Source organism: Azospirillum cavernae (genome assembly GCF_003590795.1).
Taxonomy (GTDB): domain Bacteria; phylum Pseudomonadota; class Alphaproteobacteria; order Azospirillales; family Azospirillaceae; genus Azospirillum; species Azospirillum cavernae.
Map to the genome: position 1 here is coordinate 793,895 of NZ_QYUL01000001.1, position 21,084 is coordinate 814,978.

The following is a 21,084-nucleotide window of genomic DNA, read 5'->3' on the forward strand; positions in this document are numbered from 1 at the left end:
TTCAGGCTTCCGGCGCCAGCCAAGTGACCGACACGCCGCCGCCGGTGGTCGGCAGGACAGCGTGCAGGGCGGCCAGAGTCTCCTTCAGAGTCTCATCCAACCGCCAGGGCGGGTTGACGATCAACAAGCCGGAGCCGTTCAGACGCAGATGGGTGTCTTCGGGATGCCACGTCAATTCGGCCAGCAGGATCTTGGCGATGCCGGTCTTTTCCACCGCCTCCTGAAAACGCCAGACCGCCGCGCGCTCTTTGATCGGATACCACAGGGCGTAGACGCCAGTCGGCCAGCGACGATGCGCGGCGGCCAAGCCCTCGACCATGCGCGAGAATTCGTCCGGCTGCTCGAAAGGCGGGTCGATCAGGACAAGGCCGCGCTTTTCCTTGGGCGGCAAATGAGCCTTCAGCGCGACATAAGCGTCGATCTCGTGGACGGCGACCTGGGGATCGTCGCGGAACTCGCGGCGCAGCGCGTGGGCGTCATCAGGGTGCAATTCACCCAGCACCAAACGGTCCTGCGGGCGCAGCGCGGCGCGGGCGATGCGGGGCGATCCCGGATAGGCGCGCAACACCCCATCGGGGTTGATCGCCGCCACGGCGTCCAGATAGGGCGTCAGCGACGGGTGAGGGGCGTGGGCGCCGAACAGGCGGCCAACGCCGTTCTCATACTCCAGGGTCTTTTGCGCGGCCTCGGAGGTCAGATCATAGCGACCGATCCCGGCATGGGTGTCCAGCACGCAAAAGGGGGCGGGCTTGACGCGCAGATGGTCAAGGATCAACGCCATGACGGCGTGCTTCATCACGTCGGCTGGGTTGCCCGCGTGGAAGATGTGGCGATAGTTCATGGAACGGGATTTACCCGATCACGCCGAACCACACCAGATGTGTCTTTAAAATCTCGGCGGACGATCCCGGCCAAGCCAGGGGATTCGGTCCAAATCCTGTCAATCAAGCGCAGCGACTGGCTGCGTCAATCGATGGCGGCAACCTGCTGAGCGTTCTGGAAACTGCGACGGGTCTTGGGAGCGACGCTGACCGGATCGCTGTCTTCACAACGGGAGGAGGCCAGAAGTTTTGCGCTTTGCGGATCAAGATCGCTCAGATGCTGCCAAATCTTGCAGACATAAGCCTGGGCGCTGCGGGTGGAGCCGCCGTTGTAGCGGGCAAGAGCGGTCTTCCAATTGCCCTCTTCCCCATGGAAGCGGACCAGAAGCTTTCCGGCGTAAAACACGTTGTCGCGCGGTTCGACGATGCGTTCGAGGGGTTGAAACTGGCCGCGATGCGAGGCCAAGGACAATTGCATGCAACCGACATACACGTTGGAGCGGATTTGGCCCTTGCGGTCGCGAAGCTGTTTGGCGGCGTCGTTGACGCTGCGGGCGAAGTAAGCGCGGCCTTGCAGGCTCATCGCGAAGGGGTGGGGGGCGCCGTCCTGTCCGCTTTCGACCAGGGAAATCGCCACGAGCAAACCAGAGGGAATGTTCAGTTTTTGCTCGGCCTCGACCGCGTGGGTCACGCAGCTTTCTTGAGCCTGGGCTGACGTCGTCGTCAGCGGAGCCATCAAGAGTCCGGCAGCCAGTGCGACTCCACCACCCCATGTGGCGCGTACGCGCTGTTTTCGTCCTCGCATCTCCGACCTCCTCAGTCTGGCGCCCCGTGTCAAACGGTGGCTGTTGACCCCCTGCTCGGGGTCTCTGTTCCGGTCGCCGAGTCGCTTGCGGCAACCGCCTCCTACCCAAAGTTCGACGCCTCCCAATCGAGCGCCGGGGCAACATTTCCAAAAATTTGAGCCATCGTCAACTCAATTACGCCCTGGTAATACCGCGCCCTCTGGTTCATCGGGATGGTTGAGACGGTGATGGGCGGGTGGCGTTCTTCCAAAAACAATCGATAAGTCACTGTTTTTCATCAAATGTTCAAAAAGAGCAGAGCCCCGTCGCAAGAGTGAATTTCCCCCTGATAAAAATTGCCGTCCTGCGACCGCGTGTCGCCGGAATCACACGTTGGAATCATTTTCAGGCCCCCCTTGCGCGGTGCAGCATGATCGGGCAATAAGCTTGGCCGCTCCTTTTTCGGCTTTTGACCGTGCGACGCGTCCTTGCCGCCGTCCTGTGGGACAGGCGCTCAGACCGGCCCCCAACGGATCACCCCAACCAGGATCACGCCCCTTGCCAGCGGACCCGTCCATCGGCGAAACGCCGCCTTGCGCCTTGATCGAGGCTCTGTTTCAGCGGGGGTACGAGCGTCTTTACGCCGCCGATCCGGCGGGCGCGGCTGACGCCTTTCGCCGGGCGGTCGCGGTCGATCCAGCGCATGGCGAGGCGTGGGCGGCCCTGGCGGATTCGCTGAACGACTCGACCATCGACTCGACGGATGATTGCTGCGCCGCGAAAGATAATGGCGCGACGGCGAACGCTTATGGCCACGCGGCGGCGCTCGATCCCGGCTCCTGGATGTGGTGTTTGGGGTGGGCTGAGGCGTTGCGGCGTTGCGGCGAGGTCGCGGCGGCCATAGCGAAATTCTCGGATTTGGCGGCGGAGCGACCGGATTCCGCCCAAGTCCGCCTGGGCTACGCCCGCGCGCTGTCCGCCGACGGACAAGCCGACGCGGCGCTGACCGAGTATCGCGAGGCCGTCGCCCTGCGCCCCGACGATGTCGAATCAGCCTTGGAACTGGCCGAGGCGCTGAGCGCCAGCGGCGACGCTCTGGCGGCGGTGGAACTGCTGCAACCGCTGTCGCGGCGTCTGCCCGACGATCCAACTCTGCACCACGCCATCGGACAAGCCTGGATCGCTCTGCGCGAACCGGAGAAGGCGTTGACCGCCCTGCGCCGCGCCCGGGATCTTGATCCCAACGATGCGCTGGGAAGCACTGCGGCCATTCTGGCGTTGGAGGCTGGGGAGGGGGCGGATTTGTCGGCGGCTTATGTCCGCGCCCTGTTCGACCGTTATGCCGACCGTTTTGACCGGGATTTGCTGGGCAAGCTCGGCTACGCCGCGCCGGACCTGCTGAAGGCGGCTGTGGACCGGCTGGGCGCCTCGGCGGGGTTGCGCGTGTTGGATCTTGGTTGCGGCACCGGACTTGCGGGCGTGTCCTTCCGTCCGTTGGCGGGCTTTCTCGCCGGGGTTGATCTGTCGCCGCGCATGGTGGACAAGGCGCGCGACCGGGCGCTCTACGACCGGCTCAGCGTCGGCGACGTGGTGGCGGCGTTGGATGAGGCGGCGGAGGCCTGGGATTTGCTGGTCGCCGCCGACGTCCTGGTTTACATCGGCGATCTGGTCCCCATGTTCCAGGCGGCGGCCAAGGCGCTGGTTTCCGGCGGGCGCTTCGCCGCCACGGTGGAGCGTGCCGCCGATGGGGAAAAGGACTTCGCGCTTGGTCCGACCCGGCGTTACGCGCACGCCGAGGGCTATGTCCGCGTCATGGCGGAGGCCGCTGGTCTGACCGTCCGCCTGATGGAACCCTGCACGCCGCGACGGGAAAAGGGCGTCGCCGTTCCTGGCCTGCTGTTCATCGTCGAGCGGTGAGCGGCTGACCCGTCGGGCGTCAAATCGCTTGGCTGTAGCGCGTGGCGTCGCCCTCGGCGAACCAGCGCGCGCGCAGTTGCCCCTTGTCGTCAACCGCCAGCGACAGCCAGCCGCGCTTGCCGATGGTCCGTCGCCCGCTTTCGGGAAATTTCGGCATGTCCAACCGATAGCCGGGCAAGGGTTCTTCGCTGTGGGCGGCCAGCCGTTCGGTGGCGTGCCGACGCAGGCCCGTCGGCGCGGGCGCGGCGAGCGACAGGCCAAGCAACTGCCACAACTCCACCCCGCCGCCGCGCAGCACCCCGCGCCCGCCCACCCCCGATCCGTTCGACAGAACGGTGATCCGGCAGCCGGTGCGGCGGGAGAAATCGGTCAAGGTCTCAATCAGGCGCGCCCACTCCGCCACATGGCTGCGGCTGCGCCATTGGTCGCTCAAGCGGCGGGTCAGGCCCGACAGGCCGGGCAGCCAGCCGCTCAGACGCTCGATTCCCGCCGTGGCCGGGATCAGCAGTGGCGTCCCGGTCATCACGATCAGATGACGACACCCCTCGAAACGATCCAACCAACCGGGCAGCAAGGCCCAACTGCGCTCGGACAGCACGCGTCGCCGGTTGCGCTCGCTGCGCAGATCCAGGGCCAGCAGGCCGGTGTCGCCCAAATGGAATCCTTGAGTCATCGTGGCGCGGGCGGTGCCCCAGGCGCAATCAGGCGGCGACTCGATCACGGCGCCCAGTTGGAACAGCGCGTAGTTGCGCCGGGCCGCCATGAAGACGCCGCGCATCACCTTGCTCGTGGCCTCGCTGTCCGGGGCGGCGCCCCAGCCATCGGCGATGTCGGCGTCGTCCCACATCATGACCGACGGAATGCGGGCCAGAGCCTCGGCCACGTCGGCCTGCCCCCACTGGCGCAGGTAACGGTCGAAACCGGCGTTCATCAACTCTTCGGCCATGGTGGGGGAGAAGGGATGAGCGGTCTGAACGGCGCTCGGCTCGCCCCGCCACGCGGTCAGCAGCGGCGAGGCGGCGAGCACAGCCTCGCCGTCGATCTGACCGCCGCCTTGGACCAACAAATGATAACGCTCCGTCTCATGCTGGCGCAGCAGCTCGGGCCAGAGGGGGGCCGGGGAATGGTTTTCGCCTGAAACCGGCGGCGCGGTCATTCCGGCTCCGCACACAAAGGCGATGCGCGGGTGTGAGAAGCGTCCCGGAACAACGATGCTCCAGGATGGGCCGTCGGGGAATCCATAGGCAAGGTTGCTGTCCTGCATCCCGCGCGGCACGGCGAAATCAAAACGCCAGACATGACGGTTGCGCCAAACGGTGACGTGGCGGGGCGGAACGGGCAGGGTGACGCCCTCCACCCGCAGATCGTCCGGTTCGACCTCGCCATCCAGGATGAACAGGGCGGACAGCCACCAACGATCCCGCTGCTCGCCTCGGAAATAGAGAATTGGCCCGAGCAGGATGCTCGGCTCCGCCCGCTTGCGCGCCATGCCCACCCATTTCAATCGATTCCGGTCCAGTCTGGATCCGATAACTGAACCCGCGCTGCGGCGCATTCAAAAAATGGGGAGTGGATCAACGGAGGTTGGCGACGAAACCCGCTTTGGACGCGTCCACCCTTTCGATGAAAACCATTCCGGATAAGAAACTATCGTTTACAAGTATGTGCATATCCGGTTGTGAATGGATTCCACGCGGCATTCGCAGGCGTTTCCGGCAGGCATTTTTCCAACCGCAGCGCCGTCATGCCATCCTCATAATAATCGGGATACTGGCCGAACTGGACATAGCCGGTGCGCAGATAGAGGGCCAACGCCGCCGTGTTGTCCCGCCGAACCTCCAACCGGACCGCGCCACAACCCAGCGCCGCCGCCTCATCCTCCAACGCGGCGAGCAGCGCGCGGGCGACGCCCAACCGGCGGCATTCGGAATGCACCGCGAAGGAGGACAACCGTCCGATGGGCGTGCGCGCGTGAACGGCGATCTGGCCATAACCGACCACCTGACCGTCCCGCACCGCGACCATGCAGGCCCCCTTCGCCTGGGTGATGGCGTAACGGAAATGGCGCGCGGTCATCCGATCCGTCGGAAAGCTGACGGATTCGATGAGCAGCAGCGCGGGCAGATCGGAGACCACCGCGCGCCGAAACGACAGTGGTGTTGCAGCGCAGTGGACAGGAGCGATTTCGTGACGCATCGTTGTAAGGTCGAAAACGGGAAGCGGTCGCAACCTTACTCCCTTTGCGTCAGAGGGGAAGCGTTGCCGCGTCTGGTTTCGGAAAGCTTTGCTTAACCAACTCCGCTCACTCTTCCACCGTCAAGGAGCGTCGTCCCGCAGCCGTTCGCTCCGGTTGGCCTTTCAACGCAGAAAGTCAAGACATGGACGCTCGGTACAAATCCCGTGACATCGAACGCCGCAGTCTGGATGTCGACAGCCTGAAGCGGTCGTTCCTGGAATGGCTGGTCTATTCGGTCGGCAAGGACGCCCGCGCCGCCACCCGGCGCGATTGGTTCCACACCGTCGCCCTGGCGGTGCGCGACCGCGTCGTCGACCGCTGGATGGACACGACCCGCAGTTATTATCACGAGGACGCCAAGCGCGTATATTATCTTTCTCTTGAATTCCTGATCGGTCGCCTGCTGACCAACAGCCTGTCCAATCTGGGCATCATGGACGAATGCCGTCAGGCGCTCGACCGGCTGGGTCTGTCGATGGACGACGTGGTCGATTCCGAGCCGGACGCCGCGCTGGGCAACGGCGGCCTTGGCCGTCTGGCCGCCTGCTTCCTCGATAGCATGGCCTCGCAAGGTCTGCCGGGCTACGGCTATGGCATCCGCTATGAGTTCGGCTTGTTCGAGCAGCGTTTTGAAAATGGCTGGCAGGTCGAGCATCCCGAGCAATGGCTGCAATTCGGCAACCCGTGGGAGTTCGCCCGGCCTGAGGTGCTCTATCCGGTCCAGTTCTATGGCCGGGTCGAGGAGTTCCGCGACAGCGTCGGCGAACGCGCTTATCGCTGGGTGGATTCCGAACGCGTGTTGGCGATGGCCTATGACACCCCGGTGGTCGGCTATGGCGGCGACACCATCAACACGCTGCGCCTGTGGTCGGCGCGCGCCACCAGCGACTTCAATTTCGGGCACTTCAACGAAGGCGCCTATATGAAGGCTGTGGAGCAAAAGATCCTGTCGGAGAATCTCAGCCGCGTCCTCTACCCCAACGACGCGACGGAGATCGGCAAGGAGCTGCGCTTCAAGCAGGAGTATTTCTTCACCTCCGCCTCGTTGCAGGACATCCTGCGCCGCTATCTGCAACACCACACCAGCTTTGACAATCTGCCCAACAAGGCGGCGATCCAGCTCAACGACACCCATCCGGCCATCGGCATCGCCGAGTTGATGCGGCTGTTGATCGACCAGCATGGGCTGCGGTGGGAAAAGGCTTGGGAAATCACCCAGGCGACCTTCGCCTACACCAACCACACCCTGTTGCCCGAGGCGCTGGAAGCTTGGCCGGTGCGCATGGTGGAGCGGATTTTGCCGCGCCACATGCAGATCATCTATGAAATCAACGCCAAATTCCTCACCCGTTCCAAGGCGAAGGCGGCGGGCGACAACGCGCGGCTGTCGCATCTGTCGCTGATCGACGAACGCGGCGACCGCCGGGTGCGCATGGGCAATCTCGCTTTCCTTGGCTCGCACAAGGTCAACGGCGTGTCGGCCCTGCACACGGAGCTGATGAAAGAGACGGTCTTCGCCGATTTCCACGCGGAATTCCCCGACCGCATCACCAACAAGACCAACGGCATCACGCCGCGCCGCTGGTTGAAGCAGGCCAACCCGGCCCTGTCGGAGCTGATCTCCTCGCGCATCGGCGAGGGCTGGATTTCCGATCTCGGCCAGATCGCGGCGCTGAAGGAGAAGGCCGACGACGTGGTGTTCCGCGAGGAATTCCGCCGGGCCAAGCGCAAGAACAAGAAGCGTCTGGCCGCCTACATCGCCCGTCAGACCGGCGAAGAGGTGCAGATCGACAGCATCTTCGACGTGCAGGTCAAGCGCATGCACGAATACAAGCGCCAGCTTTTGAACGTGCTGCACACGGTGGCGCTCTACAACGAGATGCGCGACAACCCGACCGTTTCGTGGGTGCCCGTCACCAAGATCTTCGCAGGCAAGGCGGCGCCGTCCTATCACATGGCGAAGCTCATCATCAAACTCATCAACGACGTGGCCAAGGTGGTGAACCATGACCCGTCGGTGCACGACAATTTGAAGGTGGTCTATCTGCCCAACTACAACGTCACCGCCGCCGAAATCATCATCCCGGCGGCTGACATTTCCGAACAGATCTCCACCGCCGGGATGGAGGCGTCGGGCACCGGCAACATGAAGCTGGCCCTGAACGGCGCGCTGACCATCGGCACGCTGGACGGCGCCAACGTCGAAATCCGCGAGCAGGTCGGCGCCGACAACATCTTCATCTTCGGCCTGACCGCCGAAGAGGTGAATGATTTGCGGGCCAACGGCGGCTTTAACCCGCGCGAGGTGATCGCGTCGAATCCCGCTTTGAAGCGGGCGTTGGACATGATCGCGACCGGGGCCTTCTCGCCGGACGACCGCAACCGCTACCAGCCGATCCTTCAGGCGTTGACCGACGGCGGCGACCATTTCCTGGTGACGGCGGACTTCGCCGATTATTGCCGGGCGCAGGACGCGGCGATGCAGCTCTACCGCGATTCCGAGGAATGGACCCGCAAGGCCATCATCAACACCGCCAGCATGGGGTGGTTCTCGTCCGACCGCACGGTCAACGAGTACGCGACGGAGATCTGGGACGTTCACCCGGTGAAGCCGACCCATGACGGCGAAGGCTTCCGGTAAAATTGACACAATGGAACGCGCGGGCGCTTTACAAGCCCCGCGCGTTCCGTTATGAAAACGCCATCATGATCCGCATCGCGACCACCACCATGACTACGAAAAAAGCGACTCGCTTCGGCGGGCTGCCTCGTGGCATGAGCTGATCGGTTCGACCAGCGTTTCACCCACGAGCAGGCCCCGCCGGACACGGACGGGGCCTCGTCGTATCTGGGGTCTGCGGTCCGGTCCAAACAGGACAGATGAAGGACGGAACCCCGAGATGAGCAACAGCAGCAACCCCGCTTCCCGCAACGCTGGTCCCCGTCGCGTCGCCATCGTTGGCGCCACCGGCGCCGTTGGCCGCGAAATGGTCAATGTTCTGCACGACCGCAAGTTCCCGGTCAGCGAACTGGGTCTGTTCGCGTCGGAACGCAGCGCGGGCAAGGTGCAGGAGACCCCGTATGGCGCCAAGACGCTCCAGGCGTTCGACGCCGACGTGGTCAAGGGCTATGACGTCGTGCTGCTGGCGGTGTCGGGCGATTTCGCCAAGGCGCACGCCCCGACGCTGGCCTCGGCGGGCGCGCTGGTCATCGACAACAGCTCGGCCTTCCGTTACGACGACAACATCCCGTTGATCGTGCCGGAGATCAACGCCCACGCCTTCCAGGGCGGCGGTCGTCTGATCGCCAACCCCAACTGCACCACGGCCATCGCGGTGGTCGCGCTCGGCCCTCTGCACAAGGCGTTCGGCCTGAAGCGCGTCATCGTCTCCACCTATCAGGCGACCAGCGGCGCCGGGGCGGAGGGCATGGCCGAGTTGGAAGAGCAGACGCGCAACCAGTTGGAAGGCCGTCCGGTGACGAACAGCGTGTTCCGTCACCCGATTCCCTTCAACCTGATCCCGCAGATCGACGCCTTCCAGGACAACGGCTACACCAAGGAAGAGATGAAGGTGACGTGGGAGACGCGGAAGATCCTCGGCATCCCCGATCTGCCGCTGAGCTGCACCGCCGTGCGCATCCCGACCTACCGCGCGCATTCCGAAGCGATCACCATCGAAACGATCCAGCCGGTGACGCCGGACGCCGCCCGCGCCGTTCTGGCCGACGCGCCGGGCGTGAAGCTGGTCGATGATCCGGCCAACGGCGTCTACCCGATGCCGCTGACCGCCGCCAGCCAGTATGACGTCGAGGTTGGCCGCATCCGCGCCAATCTGGTGTTTGGCGACCACGGCCTTGACCTGTTCGTCTGCGGCGACCAGTTGCTGAAGGGCGCGGCGCTGAACGCGGTGCAGATCGCCGAACTGGATCTGTAAGACGGTCTAGCCTCTGGAAACCGGGGCCGTCGCCTGCTATGTAGTGCGCAAGGGCCGATGGGCGCGTTCCGCCTGTCGGCCCTTTTCGCTGTTCGCTTCGTTTTTTCGCTTCAGTCACGGGAATCGCGCATGTCCGAGCTTCAGGACGCTGTTTCCCGGCGTCGGACCTTCGCCATCATCGCGCACCCCGACGCCGGCAAAACCACCCTCACCGAAAAACTGCTGCTGTTCGGCGGCGCCATCCAGATGGCGGGCGCGGTGAAGGCGCGCGGCGAACAACGCCGCGCCAAGTCCGACTGGATGAAGGTGGAGCGCGAGCGCGGAATTTCCGTGACCGCCTCGGTCATGACCTTCGACTATGACGGGCGCACCTTCAATCTGCTCGACACGCCGGGCCACGAGGATTTCTCGGAGGACACCTACCGGACGCTGACCGCCGTGGACAGCGCCGTGATGGTGATCGACGGGGCGAAGGGCATCGAAACCCAGACGCTGAAGCTGTTCGAGGTCTGCCGTCTGCGCGACGTGCCGATCATCACCTTCTGCAACAAGATGGACCGCGAGGCCCGCGACCCGTTCGAGCTGATTTCGGAAATCGAAAGCGCCTTGGCGCTGGAGGTGACTCCGGCGAGCTGGCCCATCGGCATGGGCCGCGATTTCCTGGGTTGCTACGACCTGATCCGCGACCGGCTGATCCTGATGGACCGCAGCAAGGGCGACGAGATCGACGACGGCATCGAATGCAACGGCCTGGACGATCCGCGTTTGGACGAGCTTCTGCCCGCCCACGCCGCCGCCAAGCTGCGGGAAGAGGTGGAGATGGCGCGCGGCCTGATGCCGCCCTTCGATCTGGAATCCTACCGCGCCGGTCACTTGACGCCGATCTATTTCGGTTCGGCGATCAACAATTTCGGCGTGCGCGAGCTGCTGGCCGGTCTGGCGGAAAACGCCCCGCCGCCGCGCCCGCAGCCTGCCGACCCGCGCGTGGTCCAGCCCGACGAAGACAAGGTGACGGGCTTCGTGTTCAAGGTTCAGGCCAACATGGACCCGAACCATCGCGACCGCATCGCCTTCGTCCGCATCTGCTCGGGCCGTTACAAGCGCGGGGCCAAGCTGAAGCACATCCGTTCCGGCAAGCTGATGGCGGTCAACAACGCGGTGCTGTTTCTGGCCCGTGACCGCGAGGTGGCGGAAGAGGCGTGGCCCGGCGACATCATGGGCATTCCCAACCATGGCACTTTGCGCATTGGCGACACGCTGACCGAGGGCGAGGATCTGCGCTTCACCGGCGTTCCCAGCTTCGCGCCGGAACTGTTGCAGCGCGTCCGCCCGGAAGATCCGATGCGGATCAAGCATCTGCGCAAGGCGCTGGAGCATTTCGCCGAAGAGGGCGCGTCCCAGGTCTTCAAGCCGCTGACCGGAGCCGATTGGGTGGTCGGCGTCGTTGGTCAACTCCAGTTTGAAGTGCTAGCCGCGCGCATCGAGGCCGAATACAGCATCTCCGCCCGCTTCGAGGGCGCCGGGCTGGACGCGGCGCGTTGGGTCGAGAGCGACGACGAAGAGCAGTTGAAGAGGTTCATCGACCTGAATCGTTCGGCCTTGGCCGAGGATCACGACGGCGCGCTGGTCTTCCTCGCCCGCAACGCGTGGCACATGAACCGCACGCAGGAGGATTTCCCGGCGTTGCGTTTCCTGAAGACGCGCGAGCAGAATAAGAAGGTTCACACCGGGGCGTGATTGGCGTTCATTCGTCCGTTTGACGGAAAGCAAAAGGCCCCGCCGATGCGACCATCGGCGGGGCCTTTGTCTGCGCGGATTCGCGCCAAACTCTCAGCCTTCAATCGGTTCCACATCGACGCTGACGCTCAGGCCATGACCGGCCCCGCCGACCAGGATGCCGCGCGCCGGACTGACGTCGTCGTAATCGCGACCCCACGCCACGGTGATGAAATCGCGGTTGGCGACGCAGGCGTTGGTTGGGCAGACGTCGAGCCAACCCGCCGCGCCGCACCAAACCGAGGCCCAGGCGTGGCTGACGTCGGAGCCGACCAGACGTTCGCGACCGGGGGGCGGCAAAGTGCGCAGATAGCCCGACACATAGCGGGCGGGCAGGCCGACGGCGCGGAAACAGCCGATGATGACGTGGGCGAAATCCTGACACACGCCGCGCCGCTTGCGCATCACCTCGGCGATCGGCGTGGACACGGTGGTCGCCGTTGGGTCGAAGGCGAATTCATCATTCATTCGAATCGTCAGATCAATCGCCGCCGCCGCCACCGGACGACCAGGCGTGAAGGAGGCGCGGGCGTAGTTCAACAGCTCCGGGCTGGAGGCGACGAGCGCGCTGTCGAAGCAATATTGAGTGATCTCCGCCCCATCCTCCGGGCCGGACAGGGCGCGCAAACCGTCGCGCACTTGTTCCCATGGGGTGGTCTCGTCAGCGTCCAGCGTGGGTGCGTCAAAGACCTCGACCTCGCTCTCGGCGATGACGGTGAAGCTGCGGTGCGGCTCCTGCACCGCCACATAGGTGACGGTGTTGCCGAAATAATCCACCCGGTCGCTGCGCACGGCGGGCGTCGGCTCCACCGTCAACAGGCTGCGGCGAACCCGCTGGCGCGGGTGTGGGCGCGCGGCCAAATGCAGCAGATGGTGAGAGACCGGCACGTCTTCGCCATAGTCATAAGCCGTGGCGTGGCGCACGCGGTAGCGCACCGAGGCTGGCTCGTCCGAGACCGGAGGTTGGGTCATGTCGGTTTCAGGCTGATCGGGCGAAGGCATGGCTGAAATACGCGTGTGCGAGGAAGTTGGATATGTCGGGCAGCGACATCGCCAGCGTGTCGAGCAACGTGTGAAGCTCATCGCTGGACCGCAAGGAGTCGGAATTTCGCAGGATTTCGCGCCCGTCGGCGACGATGGCGAGCGCGCCGCCGGTCGGATCGCTGGCGGTCCCCGCCCCCAGATTGGGCAGGGCGGTGAGGTGACGCTCCAGCGCCGCCAATTGAAAGGCCAGCGCGCGCGGGTTGGTCTCGTCAGCCAGCAGCAGTTCCAGGACCGGGGTCCGATGAAGGCTGGTGAGATAGCGGGAGCGGTAGGTCATGACGCTCTCGCCCAGTTCCAGCAGCACGGCCAGAGTGGCCGACTGCACCGATTCGTCCTGGCGGTCCAGTTCGGCGATGCGCACGCCGCGCATGACCGACACAATGTGCAGCGCCCGTTCGATCCGGCGGCCAACGTCCAAGAAACGCCAGCCCGGCCCGCGCGTCATGCTTTCCTGCTCCAACCCGGCGACGGCGGCCAAGCTGGTCATCACGTCGTCCATCCGCAGCAACAGGGCGGCGGCGTCCAGGCGGATTTTCGGCGGTTGGGTCTGACGGTCGATGGTCGAGACCACCCGCCACATGTCCATCGACAGACGGTCGCGCACCGAATAGGCGATGCGGTGCAGGCGAACCACCTGCGCCCGCAGGCTGCTGGGGTGTTCGGGATCGACGACGGCGGAATAAAGCGCGTCGCGCAGCCCGCGCCCGCCGCCCGTCTCGGTTGCCCGCGCCATCTCCCAGGGGATGACGCCTTCGGTGGCCAGAAGAGACAGCAGGGTGCGCAACTGGGCCGACGCGCCTGGCGTGTTGCCGTCGGTCAGGCGGCTTTGCGTCGCGCGCAACAGGCGCACGGCGCCCTCCGACCGTTCGGCGTAGCGGCCCAGCCAATACAGCCCGTCAGCCACGCGGCTTGGCAGATCATTCGCGGCGGGGCGGGCGACGGCGGGGGTTGGCTCGACCGCCAGCGCCGCGCGCGGCTGCGCGGGCGCAACCTCGGCCCGGCGGGCGGCGAGAACCCAGGTGTCCTTGCTGCCGCCGCCGCGCTGCATCGACACAACCAGATGGCCCGGTTCGCTCGACACGCGGGTCAGGCCGCCGGGAAGAACGGTGTAGCCGCCGCTGGGGGTGGCGCACAGGAAAACGCGCAGCACCAGCGGGCGCGGTTGCAGCTTGCCGTCCTGCCAGACCGGGGCGGTGGACAACGCCATCTGCTCTTGCGCCACAAAATACCAGGGGCGCCGCTTGATCTTGTCGATCAGCGCGTTGCGTTCCATGGTCGAGAGCGTGGCGCCGAAGATCGGCTCGAACCCCAGAGCCGGGAAAGCGGGCTTGATGACCAGACCGGGCAGATGGTCGATGACATAGGCGCGTTCGGCGTCGTTGCCGCACCACCAGCTCGCCACGCTGGGCAGGCGCAACTCTTCGCCCAGCAGATGGCGGCAGAGCGTCGGCAGCGACGATTTCATCGCCATGGATTCCATCAGGCCGGAACCGAGCGCGTTCGCCACCACCACGTTGCCCGCGCGCACCGCCTCAATCAGCCCGGCGACGCCCAGCGAACTGTCGGAACGCATCTCCAGCGGATCGGCGAAATCGGCGTCCAGCCGCCGCAGAATGACGTCCACCCGCTCCAGCCCCGACAGGGTTTTCAGGAACACCTGCCGGTCGCGCACGGTCAGATCGGCCCCCTCCACCAGCGTGATGCCGAGGTAGCGGGCGATGTAGACATGCTCGAAATAGGTTTCGTTGTAGGGACCGGGGGTCAGCAAAACCACGCGCGGGCGATCCCGGCGCGGGCTGAGCGACAGCAGGGTGTCCTTGAAGGTGTCGAAGAAGGGGGCCAGCCGCTCCACCTGGCAATGGCGGAAGCTGTCGGGCAGCACCTTCGCCATCACCGCGCGGTTTTCCAGGGCGTAGCCGCTGCCGCTGGGGGCCTGAGTCCGGTCGGACAGCACCCACCAACGGCCATCGGGCGCGCGGGCCAGATCGGCGGCGTAATAATGAAGGTGAACGTCGTTCGGCACCCGGATGCCATGCACGGCCCGGCGGAATCCCGGATCGGCGTGGATCACGGCGGGCGGCAGGCGGCCATAACGGGTGAGCGTCTGCGGCCCGTACAGGTCGGTCAGAATGGCGTTCAGCAGCGAGGCGCGCTGAATCAGCCCCGATTCGATGGCCTTCCATTCATGGGCGGGCAGCAGCAGCGGCATCATGTCGAGCGGCCAGGGCCGCTCCATCCCCTTGGGGTCGCCGTAGATGTTGTAGGTGACGCCGTTTTGGTGCAGCAGTCGCCGCGCCTCTTCCCACCGCACCGCCATCAGGTCGGTGTCGAGCGGGCCGAGCGTGCTCATGAAGGTTTGCCAATGCGGGCGCAGGCGCCCTTGGCCTGTCACCATTTCGTCATAGACATGGCCGGAGCCATAGCCGATGGCGTCGGCCTCGCCGAACAGCGATCCCTGGGCGAACGGCACCGGCTGCGTCCCCATCAAAGGAGAAGTGGACGGGGCGGCGGAGGGCGGATCGTACTGGGACAAGGTCTTTTTGGGTGCGTTGCCTGAGAATGGAGCAACACTGTGAACGTCCCGGCCCCCTGATGCAAGGTTGGCGAAACCAAAGTGGATTTTTGAATCAATATCCTGTCGGAAGGATGATGTTCCATTCCAAACAAATTGGGGCGCGCCGGTTGCCCGACGCGCCCCAATTTCACCCCCAACCCAACCGGATCACAGGGTCTTCAGATATTCCAGCAACTGCCAACGCTGGCTGTCGGTCAGGCTGGCGCCGAACTCGTGCCCGGTGTTGCGGTTGCCCGGCTTGGCCGTGTCGAAGACGAAGGTCGATTCCGGCGCCTTGCTGTCCACGCCGACCTTGACCGGGTCGATGGCGATGGTCCCCATCTTGAAGGTCGCAGAACGGTCGGCGACCGGCAGCAGCATTTCGTACAGGTTAGGCACCGATCCGTTGTGCATGTAAGGCGCGGTCGCCCACACGCCATCCAGCGGACGGGCCTTGTAGGCCAGCAGACGCTTGATGGTGTCGGCCAGATCCGATTCGGCCTTGGCCGCCGCGTCAACCTTGGACAGCGGGGCCTTGTTGGCGGTCGATTCCTTGACCGAGCTGACCGTCTTGGCGGTTTCCGTCAGGATTTTGGCGATCTTCCGGTGCTGGTCAGTCGTCTTGCCAGCCGCCGCCGCCGAGACCAACGGCGAGGTGTCGATGGTCTTGGTCGATTTGGCCTTGCCCGATCCCGACCAGTTGGCCGAGGAGGCTGACGCCCAGGGGGCGGGGGCGTCGTCGCCCAACAGCAGATCGCCGATCAGATCCGGGTTTTTGGCGATGTCGCCGAACACCGCGCCGATCACCGCGTTGGACAGCAGGGTCGCCGCCAGATCGGGATCCTTCAGCGGCGTGCCGCCCAACAGCTTCGGCGGCATGGCGACGCCAGCGATCGCGCCGGTGGCCGACTGGCGGCACAGGGCGTCGACCGCCATCTTCGGATCGGCGGCGTAGTTGATCGTGACCATTTTGGCCTCGACCGCCGCGTCGATGCCCTTGGCGCAAATCGTCCCGAAGGCGGCGATGACCGCCTTGGGATCGTTCGGCTTGGCCCAGTTGAACAGCGGCACCATGGTGATCGGTGCCGTGGTGTAAGTCATGTCGCGCGGCAACACCGCGTGGCAGCTTTCACAATTCTGCTTGTAGAGATCCTGGCCGGCCGCCGCCTTCACGATGTCGACGTTGCCCGCGATGCTGTCCGGCCACACCGGCGAACGCAGCTTGCGGAGCTGGTTTTCCATGGCGACGAGATTCTGCCCGCGCACCGTCGAGTTGTAATAATAATGCGCGGCGTCCTTCGGCGGCGTCAGCGTGATCTTGCCGAACACGCCCAAAACCTCGCCCGCGTTGCGGCCCAACGCCTCAAAGGAATTCGCGTTGGCGAGCAGGCCGTTCCACTGCACCCAGGGCTGATGCGGCGCGTCCCACAGATAGGGGTAGCTGACCGGGGCGTTGGGCGCGCGGTTGTTCTTCGGCAGATTGAGGTCGATCACCGACACGCGGTTGAAGATCATGCCGAACGCGTCGGTGCGCATCGGCCCCCATGGCGTGTCGGGCGTGCTCTGCGCGACGAAGGTCGCGAAGGACGCGTCGAACGCCTTCAACTGGTTGAACAGGGTGATCTTTTGGGTGTCGATGGCGGTCGGGCCAAGAACACGGGCGGCGAAAGCCTCAAAGGCGGCGTTGTCGGTGACGGTGGCGTGAACCGCCGCGCTCAGCCCGCTGATGAAGCCATAGAGATCGCCGGTCGTCACCGCGCCATCGACGCGCAGAGTCTTGCCATTCACCCGCACATCGCCGGTGTGGCAAGAGGCGCAGGTCATGCCGATCCATTCGGTCTTGTCCGGGTCGGTGTCCTTGACGAAGCCGACCGGCAGCAGATCCGGGTTCCATTTGCTGGCGCTGCCGGCGGTGTAGCCGTAACGCGGCACGCTTTTGACGAAGGGCGCCTTGGTTTGCGGATCCTGCAAGGCCATGAACCAATCATAGCGCATGATCTGCGAGCCTTGCGTGGTGTTGTAGTACCACTGGCGCGCGTCTTGCGTCCAATTCTGGTCAAGATACCAAATTCCGTCAATTTCCGACGGCGGCTTGACCGACACCGGGCGCGGCGGCTGCGGCTGCTCCGCGCAGGCGGTCAGCAGCAGGCTGCCCAGCGCGGCGGCGGCGAAAAGAGTGGCTTTCATCCCTGTTGTTCCCCCAGCAGGTTGATGGCGTGTCGCCTTCCACGGGAGAGGGTAGGTTTGATAACCGCAGTGCGTGTAGTTTTATCGCGCGAGTGGGGTAAAAAATAGGCTGAATCATACAAGAATACGGATTGAAAGCTTTCCTCGCGCTCCGCTTACCCTCCATTGAGCGCGCTGAGAGGCGCGTGGGTTGTCATTTCAGACAACCCACGCGCGACTCACGGAAACAACCTTAGCCGCGCCGCCTTAGCCGCGCCGCAGATCCAGCGTCATCGGGAATTGCGGGTTGCGCTCCTCCGCCGCCACGGTCATCGGCCCCGGCGTGTGGCCGAAGGGGAAGAAGCGGGCCAGACGACGGCCCTCCGCCTCGTTCGCGTTGACCGGGAAGGTGTCGTAGTTGCGCCCGCCCGGATGCATGACGTGATAGGTGCTGCCACCGATGGAGCGACCGGCCCAAGTGTCCACGATGTCGAAGATCAACGGCGTGTGAACCGGAATGGTCGGGTGCAGGCAAGAGGGCGGCTGCCACGCGCGATAACGCACGCCGCCGACGAACTCGCCCTCCGTCCCGGTGGGGACCAGCGGCACGCGCCGCCCGTTGCAGGTGATGGCGAAACGGGCGTCGATCAGGCCGTTCACGCGCACCTGCACCCGCTCCACCGAACTGTCCACATAGCGCACGGTGCCGCCGCCGCCCGGTTCCTCGCCCAGAACATGCCACGGCTCCAACGCCATGCGCAGTTCCAGGCTGATGCCGCGCTGGTTGACCTGCCCATAGGTGGGGAAGCGGAAATTCATGTGCGGGGCGAACCAGTTGTCCTGAAGCGGATAGCCGTGATCGCGCAAATCCTGCAACACGTCGTTCAAATCCTGCTGCACGAAATAGGGCAGCATGAAACGGTCGTGCAACTCGTTGCCCCAGCGCACCAGCTTGCCCTTGTAGGGCGTCTTCCAGAAGCGGGCGACCAGCGCCCGCATCAGAAGCTGCTGCGTCAGGCTCATTTCCGCGTGCGGCGGCATTTCAAAGGCGCGGAACTCGACCAGCCCAAGCCGCCCGGTGGAGCTGTCGGGCGAATAAAGCTTGTCGATGCAGAATTCCGCCCGGTGGGTGTTGCCCTGAACATCCACCAGCAGGTTGCGCAGGATGCGGTCGATCATCCAGGGCGGGCACTGGCCAAAGCTGGCCAGTTGCTGATCGATCTGGTTGAAGGCGATTTCCAGCTCGTAAAGCTGGTCGTCGCGCGCCTCGTCCACGCGCGGGGCCTGGCTGGTCGGGCCGATGAACATGCCCGAGAAGACGTAGGACAGCGCCGGGTGATTCTGCCAATAGGTGATGAGGCTGCGCAGCAGATCGGGGCGGCGCAGGAACGGGCTGTCTGACGCGGTGATGCCGCCCATCACCACATGATTGCCGCCGCCGGTGCCGGAATGGCGACCGTCGATCATGAACTTCTCAGCGCACAGGCGGGATTGCCGGGCGTCTTCGTACAGGTCGATGGTGTTGCGCACCAACTCGTCCCAACTGTGGGCCGGGTGGATGTTCACCTCGATCACGCCGGGGTCGGGGGTGACGGCCAGCGAGTTCAGACGCGGGTCCTTGGGCGGCTGGTAGCCTTCGATCACCACCGGCATGTCGAGTTCGACGGCGGTCGCCTCGATCTCCGCCAGCATGGCGATGTAGTCTTCCAGCGTGCTCATCGGTGGCATGAACATGTGCAGACGACCGTTGCGCGCCTCGCAGGTCAGCGCGGTGCGGACGATCCACCACGCCGATTTGCCCTCTTCGGGGACTTCGGCGCGGACCTCGGCCATCACCCGTTGGCGCTGCGCCTCGCGCGCCTCGCCATGCACGCCGCGATCCGCCTCGCGCGCGGCGCGGCGGGTGTCCTGGCTGCGTTGGAGCGGGTGGGGGGGCAGGGGCTTCCGCTCCTCAAAGGGATCGGTTTCCCAGGCGTAGGGGTAATCGCTCTTCGACACCCAGGGCAGGGATCCCAGGGGCAGGCGGTAGCCGACCGGGCTGTCGCCGGGAATCAGCACCAGCTTTTGCTGGCGCAGCGGCCATGTGCTGGACAGCCATACCGGACCCTTCTGGGTCATGCGGCGGTTGATCGGCATGGCGAAGCCGACCGGCTCGTTCAGGCCCTTGGTGAAGACGCGGGCCAAGCGGGCGCGTTCTTCCTTGTCGTCCAGCTTGCTTTCCAGCGGATCGACGTTGACGGGAAGCTTGGCTTCCTTGTTCAGGTAATACCAAGAATCCTCATAAGCGGCGAGCACCACAGCCGGATCGACGCCCAACCGCTTGGCCAGCGTGACCAGGAACACGCCCGCGTCCTGCGCGGTGTGGCCGTAATCAATGTTCTCGCGCGCCAGCAGGTCGGTGTTGGCCCACAGCGCTTCGCCGTCGCGACGCCAATAGACGGTCATCGCCCAGCGTGGCAGCGATTCGCCAGGATACCATTTGCCTTGGCCAAAATGCAGCAGCCCGCCGGGGGCGAAGCGCTTCATCATGCGGTGGACCAAGTCGGCGGCCAGACGGCGCTTGTTGGGGCCGACGGCGGCGGTGTTCCATTCCGCCCCTTCCATGTCGTCGATCGACACGAAGGTCGGCTCGCCGCCCATGGTCAGACGGACGTCGCCCGCCTTCAGATCCTCATCCACCCGATGGCCGAGCGCCTCGATGGCCGTCCATTGCTGCGGCGTGTAGGGCTTGGTGACGCGCGGCGCTTCAAAAATGCGCGTGACGGTCATCTCATGCTCAAACTCGACCTCCGCCTCGTCAACGAGGCCGGAAATCGGCGCGGCGGACGACGCGTCGGGCGTGCAGGCCAGCGGGATGTGCCCCTCGCCCGCCAGCAAGCCGGAGGTGGGATCCAACCCAACCCAACCGGCGCCGGGCAAGAAAACCTCGGTCCATGCGTGCAGGTCGGTGAAGTCGGTTTCGGTGCCGGACGGGCCGTCCAACGACTTTTGATCGGCGGTGAGCTGGATCAAATAGCCCGAGACGAAGCGGGAGGCCAAACCGAGATGGCGGAAGATCTGCACCAGCAGCCACGCCGAATCGCGGCACGACCCGGTGCGTTTGGTCAGCGTTTCCTGGCAGGTCTGGATGCCCGGCTCCATCCGAATGACATAGCCGATTTCGCCCTGAAGCCGTTGGTTGATGGCGATCAGGAAATCAATGGTCGGGGTCTTGTCGCGGGGGATCCCGGTCAGATACTCCGCCAGCGCCGGTTCGACCTCTTCGGTCTCCAGATAGGGGCGAAGTTCCTTTTGCAGCCAGTCTTCGTAGGCGAAGGGGAAATGCCCGGCCTTCTCTTCTAGAAAGAAGTCGAAGGGGTTGATCGAGGCGATTTCGGCGACCAGATCGACCTCGATGATGAATTCCCGTGTTTTTTCCGGGAAGACGAAGCGGGCCTGATAGTTGGATTGCGGATCCTGTTGCCAATTCAGGAAATGATGTTTCGGCGTCACGCGCAGCGAATAGCTGAGGATCGGCGTTCGACAATGCGGAGCGGGGCGAAGGCGGACGATCTGTGGACCGAGGGAGACCAGCCGGTCGTAACGGTAAATGGTCTTATGGTTCAACGCGACGTGGATCGCCATGTGTACCCCACCTCATGCCTGTTCAAAATCTATGCACGCGCCGGTTTGTCCGGCGCTTCGCCCACCACGGTATCATTGATAAATCCGCCCTGACAGGGCGCGTGCGTCGTGGCTCTATCGCAGTTGCGAAAAAGTCACGATCTTTCTCAACGGACGCGGCCAGACTTTCATCCGTTCGCGTTCCTCTCTATATAGGTTAACGTTTGGGTAATTCTTTCAGTCAGGG

Annotated in this window: 12 protein-coding genes; 4 read left to right on the forward strand and 8 right to left on the reverse strand. The window is 64.6% G+C overall.

The genetic code is table 11. The features are described from left to right. Nucleotide 1 precedes the first annotated feature (1 nt). Entirely contained in the window at nucleotides 2–841 is an 840-nt protein-coding gene (locus tag D3877_RS03790; RefSeq protein WP_119829408.1) for a 23S rRNA (adenine(2030)-N(6))-methyltransferase RlmJ, read from the reverse strand. 125 nt (nucleotides 842–966) lie between these two features. Further along, nucleotides 967–1,557, reverse strand: coding sequence for a transglycosylase SLT domain-containing protein (locus D3877_RS03795; RefSeq protein ID WP_238474719.1), 591 nt, complete (start codon nucleotides 1,555–1,557; stop codon nucleotides 967–969). Nucleotides 1,558–2,164: 607 nt separating this feature from the next. Here D3877_RS03795 and D3877_RS03800 point away from each other — a divergent pair. Beyond that, nucleotides 2,165–3,523, forward strand: a complete 1,359-nt coding sequence (locus D3877_RS03800; RefSeq protein WP_119829410.1) for a tetratricopeptide repeat protein — start codon at nucleotides 2,165–2,167, stop codon at nucleotides 3,521–3,523. Between the two features lie 19 nt (nucleotides 3,524–3,542). On the opposite strand, the gene D3877_RS03805 is transcribed toward D3877_RS03800, so the two are convergent. Further along, entirely contained in the window at nucleotides 3,543–5,012 is a 1,470-nt protein-coding gene (locus tag D3877_RS03805) for an alkaline phosphatase D family protein (RefSeq protein ID WP_119829411.1), read from the reverse strand. A 158-nt stretch (nucleotides 5,013–5,170) separates the two neighbouring features. Then, nucleotides 5,171–5,659, reverse strand: a complete 489-nt coding sequence (locus D3877_RS03810) for a GNAT family N-acetyltransferase (protein WP_158599779.1) — start codon at nucleotides 5,657–5,659, stop codon at nucleotides 5,171–5,173. A 242-nt stretch (nucleotides 5,660–5,901) separates the two neighbouring features. Between D3877_RS03810 and D3877_RS03815 the strand changes: the two genes are divergently transcribed. From D3877_RS03815 to D3877_RS03825, 3 genes are all read left to right on the forward strand, one after another. Next, nucleotides 5,902–8,400 carry a glycogen/starch/alpha-glucan phosphorylase gene (locus D3877_RS03815; RefSeq protein WP_119829413.1) on the forward strand — a complete coding sequence of 833 codons (2,499 nt, stop codon included), beginning with the start codon at nucleotides 5,902–5,904 and terminating at the stop codon, nucleotides 8,398–8,400. A gap of 259 nt (nucleotides 8,401–8,659) precedes the next feature. Then, on the forward strand, nucleotides 8,660–9,694 hold the full coding sequence (locus D3877_RS03820; RefSeq protein WP_119829414.1) for an aspartate-semialdehyde dehydrogenase: 1,035 nt from the start codon (nucleotides 8,660–8,662) through the stop codon (nucleotides 9,692–9,694). A 129-nt stretch (nucleotides 9,695–9,823) separates the two neighbouring features. After that, a complete protein-coding gene (locus tag D3877_RS03825; protein ID WP_119830767.1) occupies nucleotides 9,824–11,431 on the forward strand; it encodes a peptide chain release factor 3 in 1,608 nt (535 codons plus the stop codon). A gap of 93 nt (nucleotides 11,432–11,524) precedes the next feature. On the opposite strand, the gene D3877_RS03830 is transcribed toward D3877_RS03825, so the two are convergent. The 4 genes from D3877_RS03830 to D3877_RS03845 form a co-directional block, all read right to left on the reverse strand. Continuing rightward, nucleotides 11,525–12,442, reverse strand: coding sequence for a transglutaminase family protein (locus tag D3877_RS03830; RefSeq protein ID WP_119829415.1), 918 nt, complete (start codon nucleotides 12,440–12,442; stop codon nucleotides 11,525–11,527). Nucleotides 12,443–12,449: 7 nt separating this feature from the next. After that, on the reverse strand, nucleotides 12,450–14,984 hold the full coding sequence (locus D3877_RS03835) for a circularly permuted type 2 ATP-grasp protein (protein ID WP_238474720.1): 2,535 nt from the start codon (nucleotides 14,982–14,984) through the stop codon (nucleotides 12,450–12,452). Nucleotides 14,985–15,236: 252 nt separating this feature from the next. Next, the gene (locus tag D3877_RS03840) at nucleotides 15,237–17,255 is read right to left on the reverse strand and encodes a di-heme-cytochrome C peroxidase (protein ID WP_119829417.1); all 2,019 of its coding nucleotides are present in this window, start codon (nucleotides 17,253–17,255) and stop codon (nucleotides 15,237–15,239) included. A 246-nt stretch (nucleotides 17,256–17,501) separates the two neighbouring features. Further along, nucleotides 17,502–20,858, reverse strand: a complete 3,357-nt coding sequence (locus D3877_RS03845) for a transglutaminase family protein (protein ID WP_119829418.1) — start codon at nucleotides 20,856–20,858, stop codon at nucleotides 17,502–17,504. Between the last annotated feature and the right edge of the window lie 226 nt (nucleotides 20,859–21,084).

Bases quoted from the DNA above. Each gene is read 5' to 3' on its own strand.
- D3877_RS03790 (WP_119829408.1), bottom strand. From the start codon at position 841: ATGAACTATCGCCACATCTTCCACGCGGGCAACCCAGCCGACGTGATG.
- D3877_RS03795 (WP_238474719.1), bottom strand. From the start codon at position 1,557: ATGGCTCCGCTGACGACGACGTCAGCCCAGGCTCAAGAAAGCTGCGTG.
- D3877_RS03805 (WP_119829411.1), bottom strand. From the start codon at position 5,012: ATGGCGCGCAAGCGGGCGGAGCCGAGCATCCTGCTCGGGCCAATTCTC.
- D3877_RS03815 (WP_119829413.1), top strand. From the start codon at position 5,902: ATGGACGCTCGGTACAAATCCCGTGACATCGAACGCCGCAGTCTGGAT.
- D3877_RS03820 (WP_119829414.1), top strand. From the start codon at position 8,660: ATGAGCAACAGCAGCAACCCCGCTTCCCGCAACGCTGGTCCCCGTCGC.
- D3877_RS03825 (WP_119830767.1), top strand. From the start codon at position 9,824: ATGTCCGAGCTTCAGGACGCTGTTTCCCGGCGTCGGACCTTCGCCATC.
- D3877_RS03830 (WP_119829415.1), bottom strand. From the start codon at position 12,442: ATGACCCAACCTCCGGTCTCGGACGAGCCAGCCTCGGTGCGCTACCGC.
- D3877_RS03840 (WP_119829417.1), bottom strand. From the start codon at position 17,255: ATGAAAGCCACTCTTTTCGCCGCCGCCGCGCTGGGCAGCCTGCTGCTG.
- D3877_RS03845 (WP_119829418.1), bottom strand. From the start codon at position 20,858: ATGGCGATCCACGTCGCGTTGAACCATAAGACCATTTACCGTTACGAC.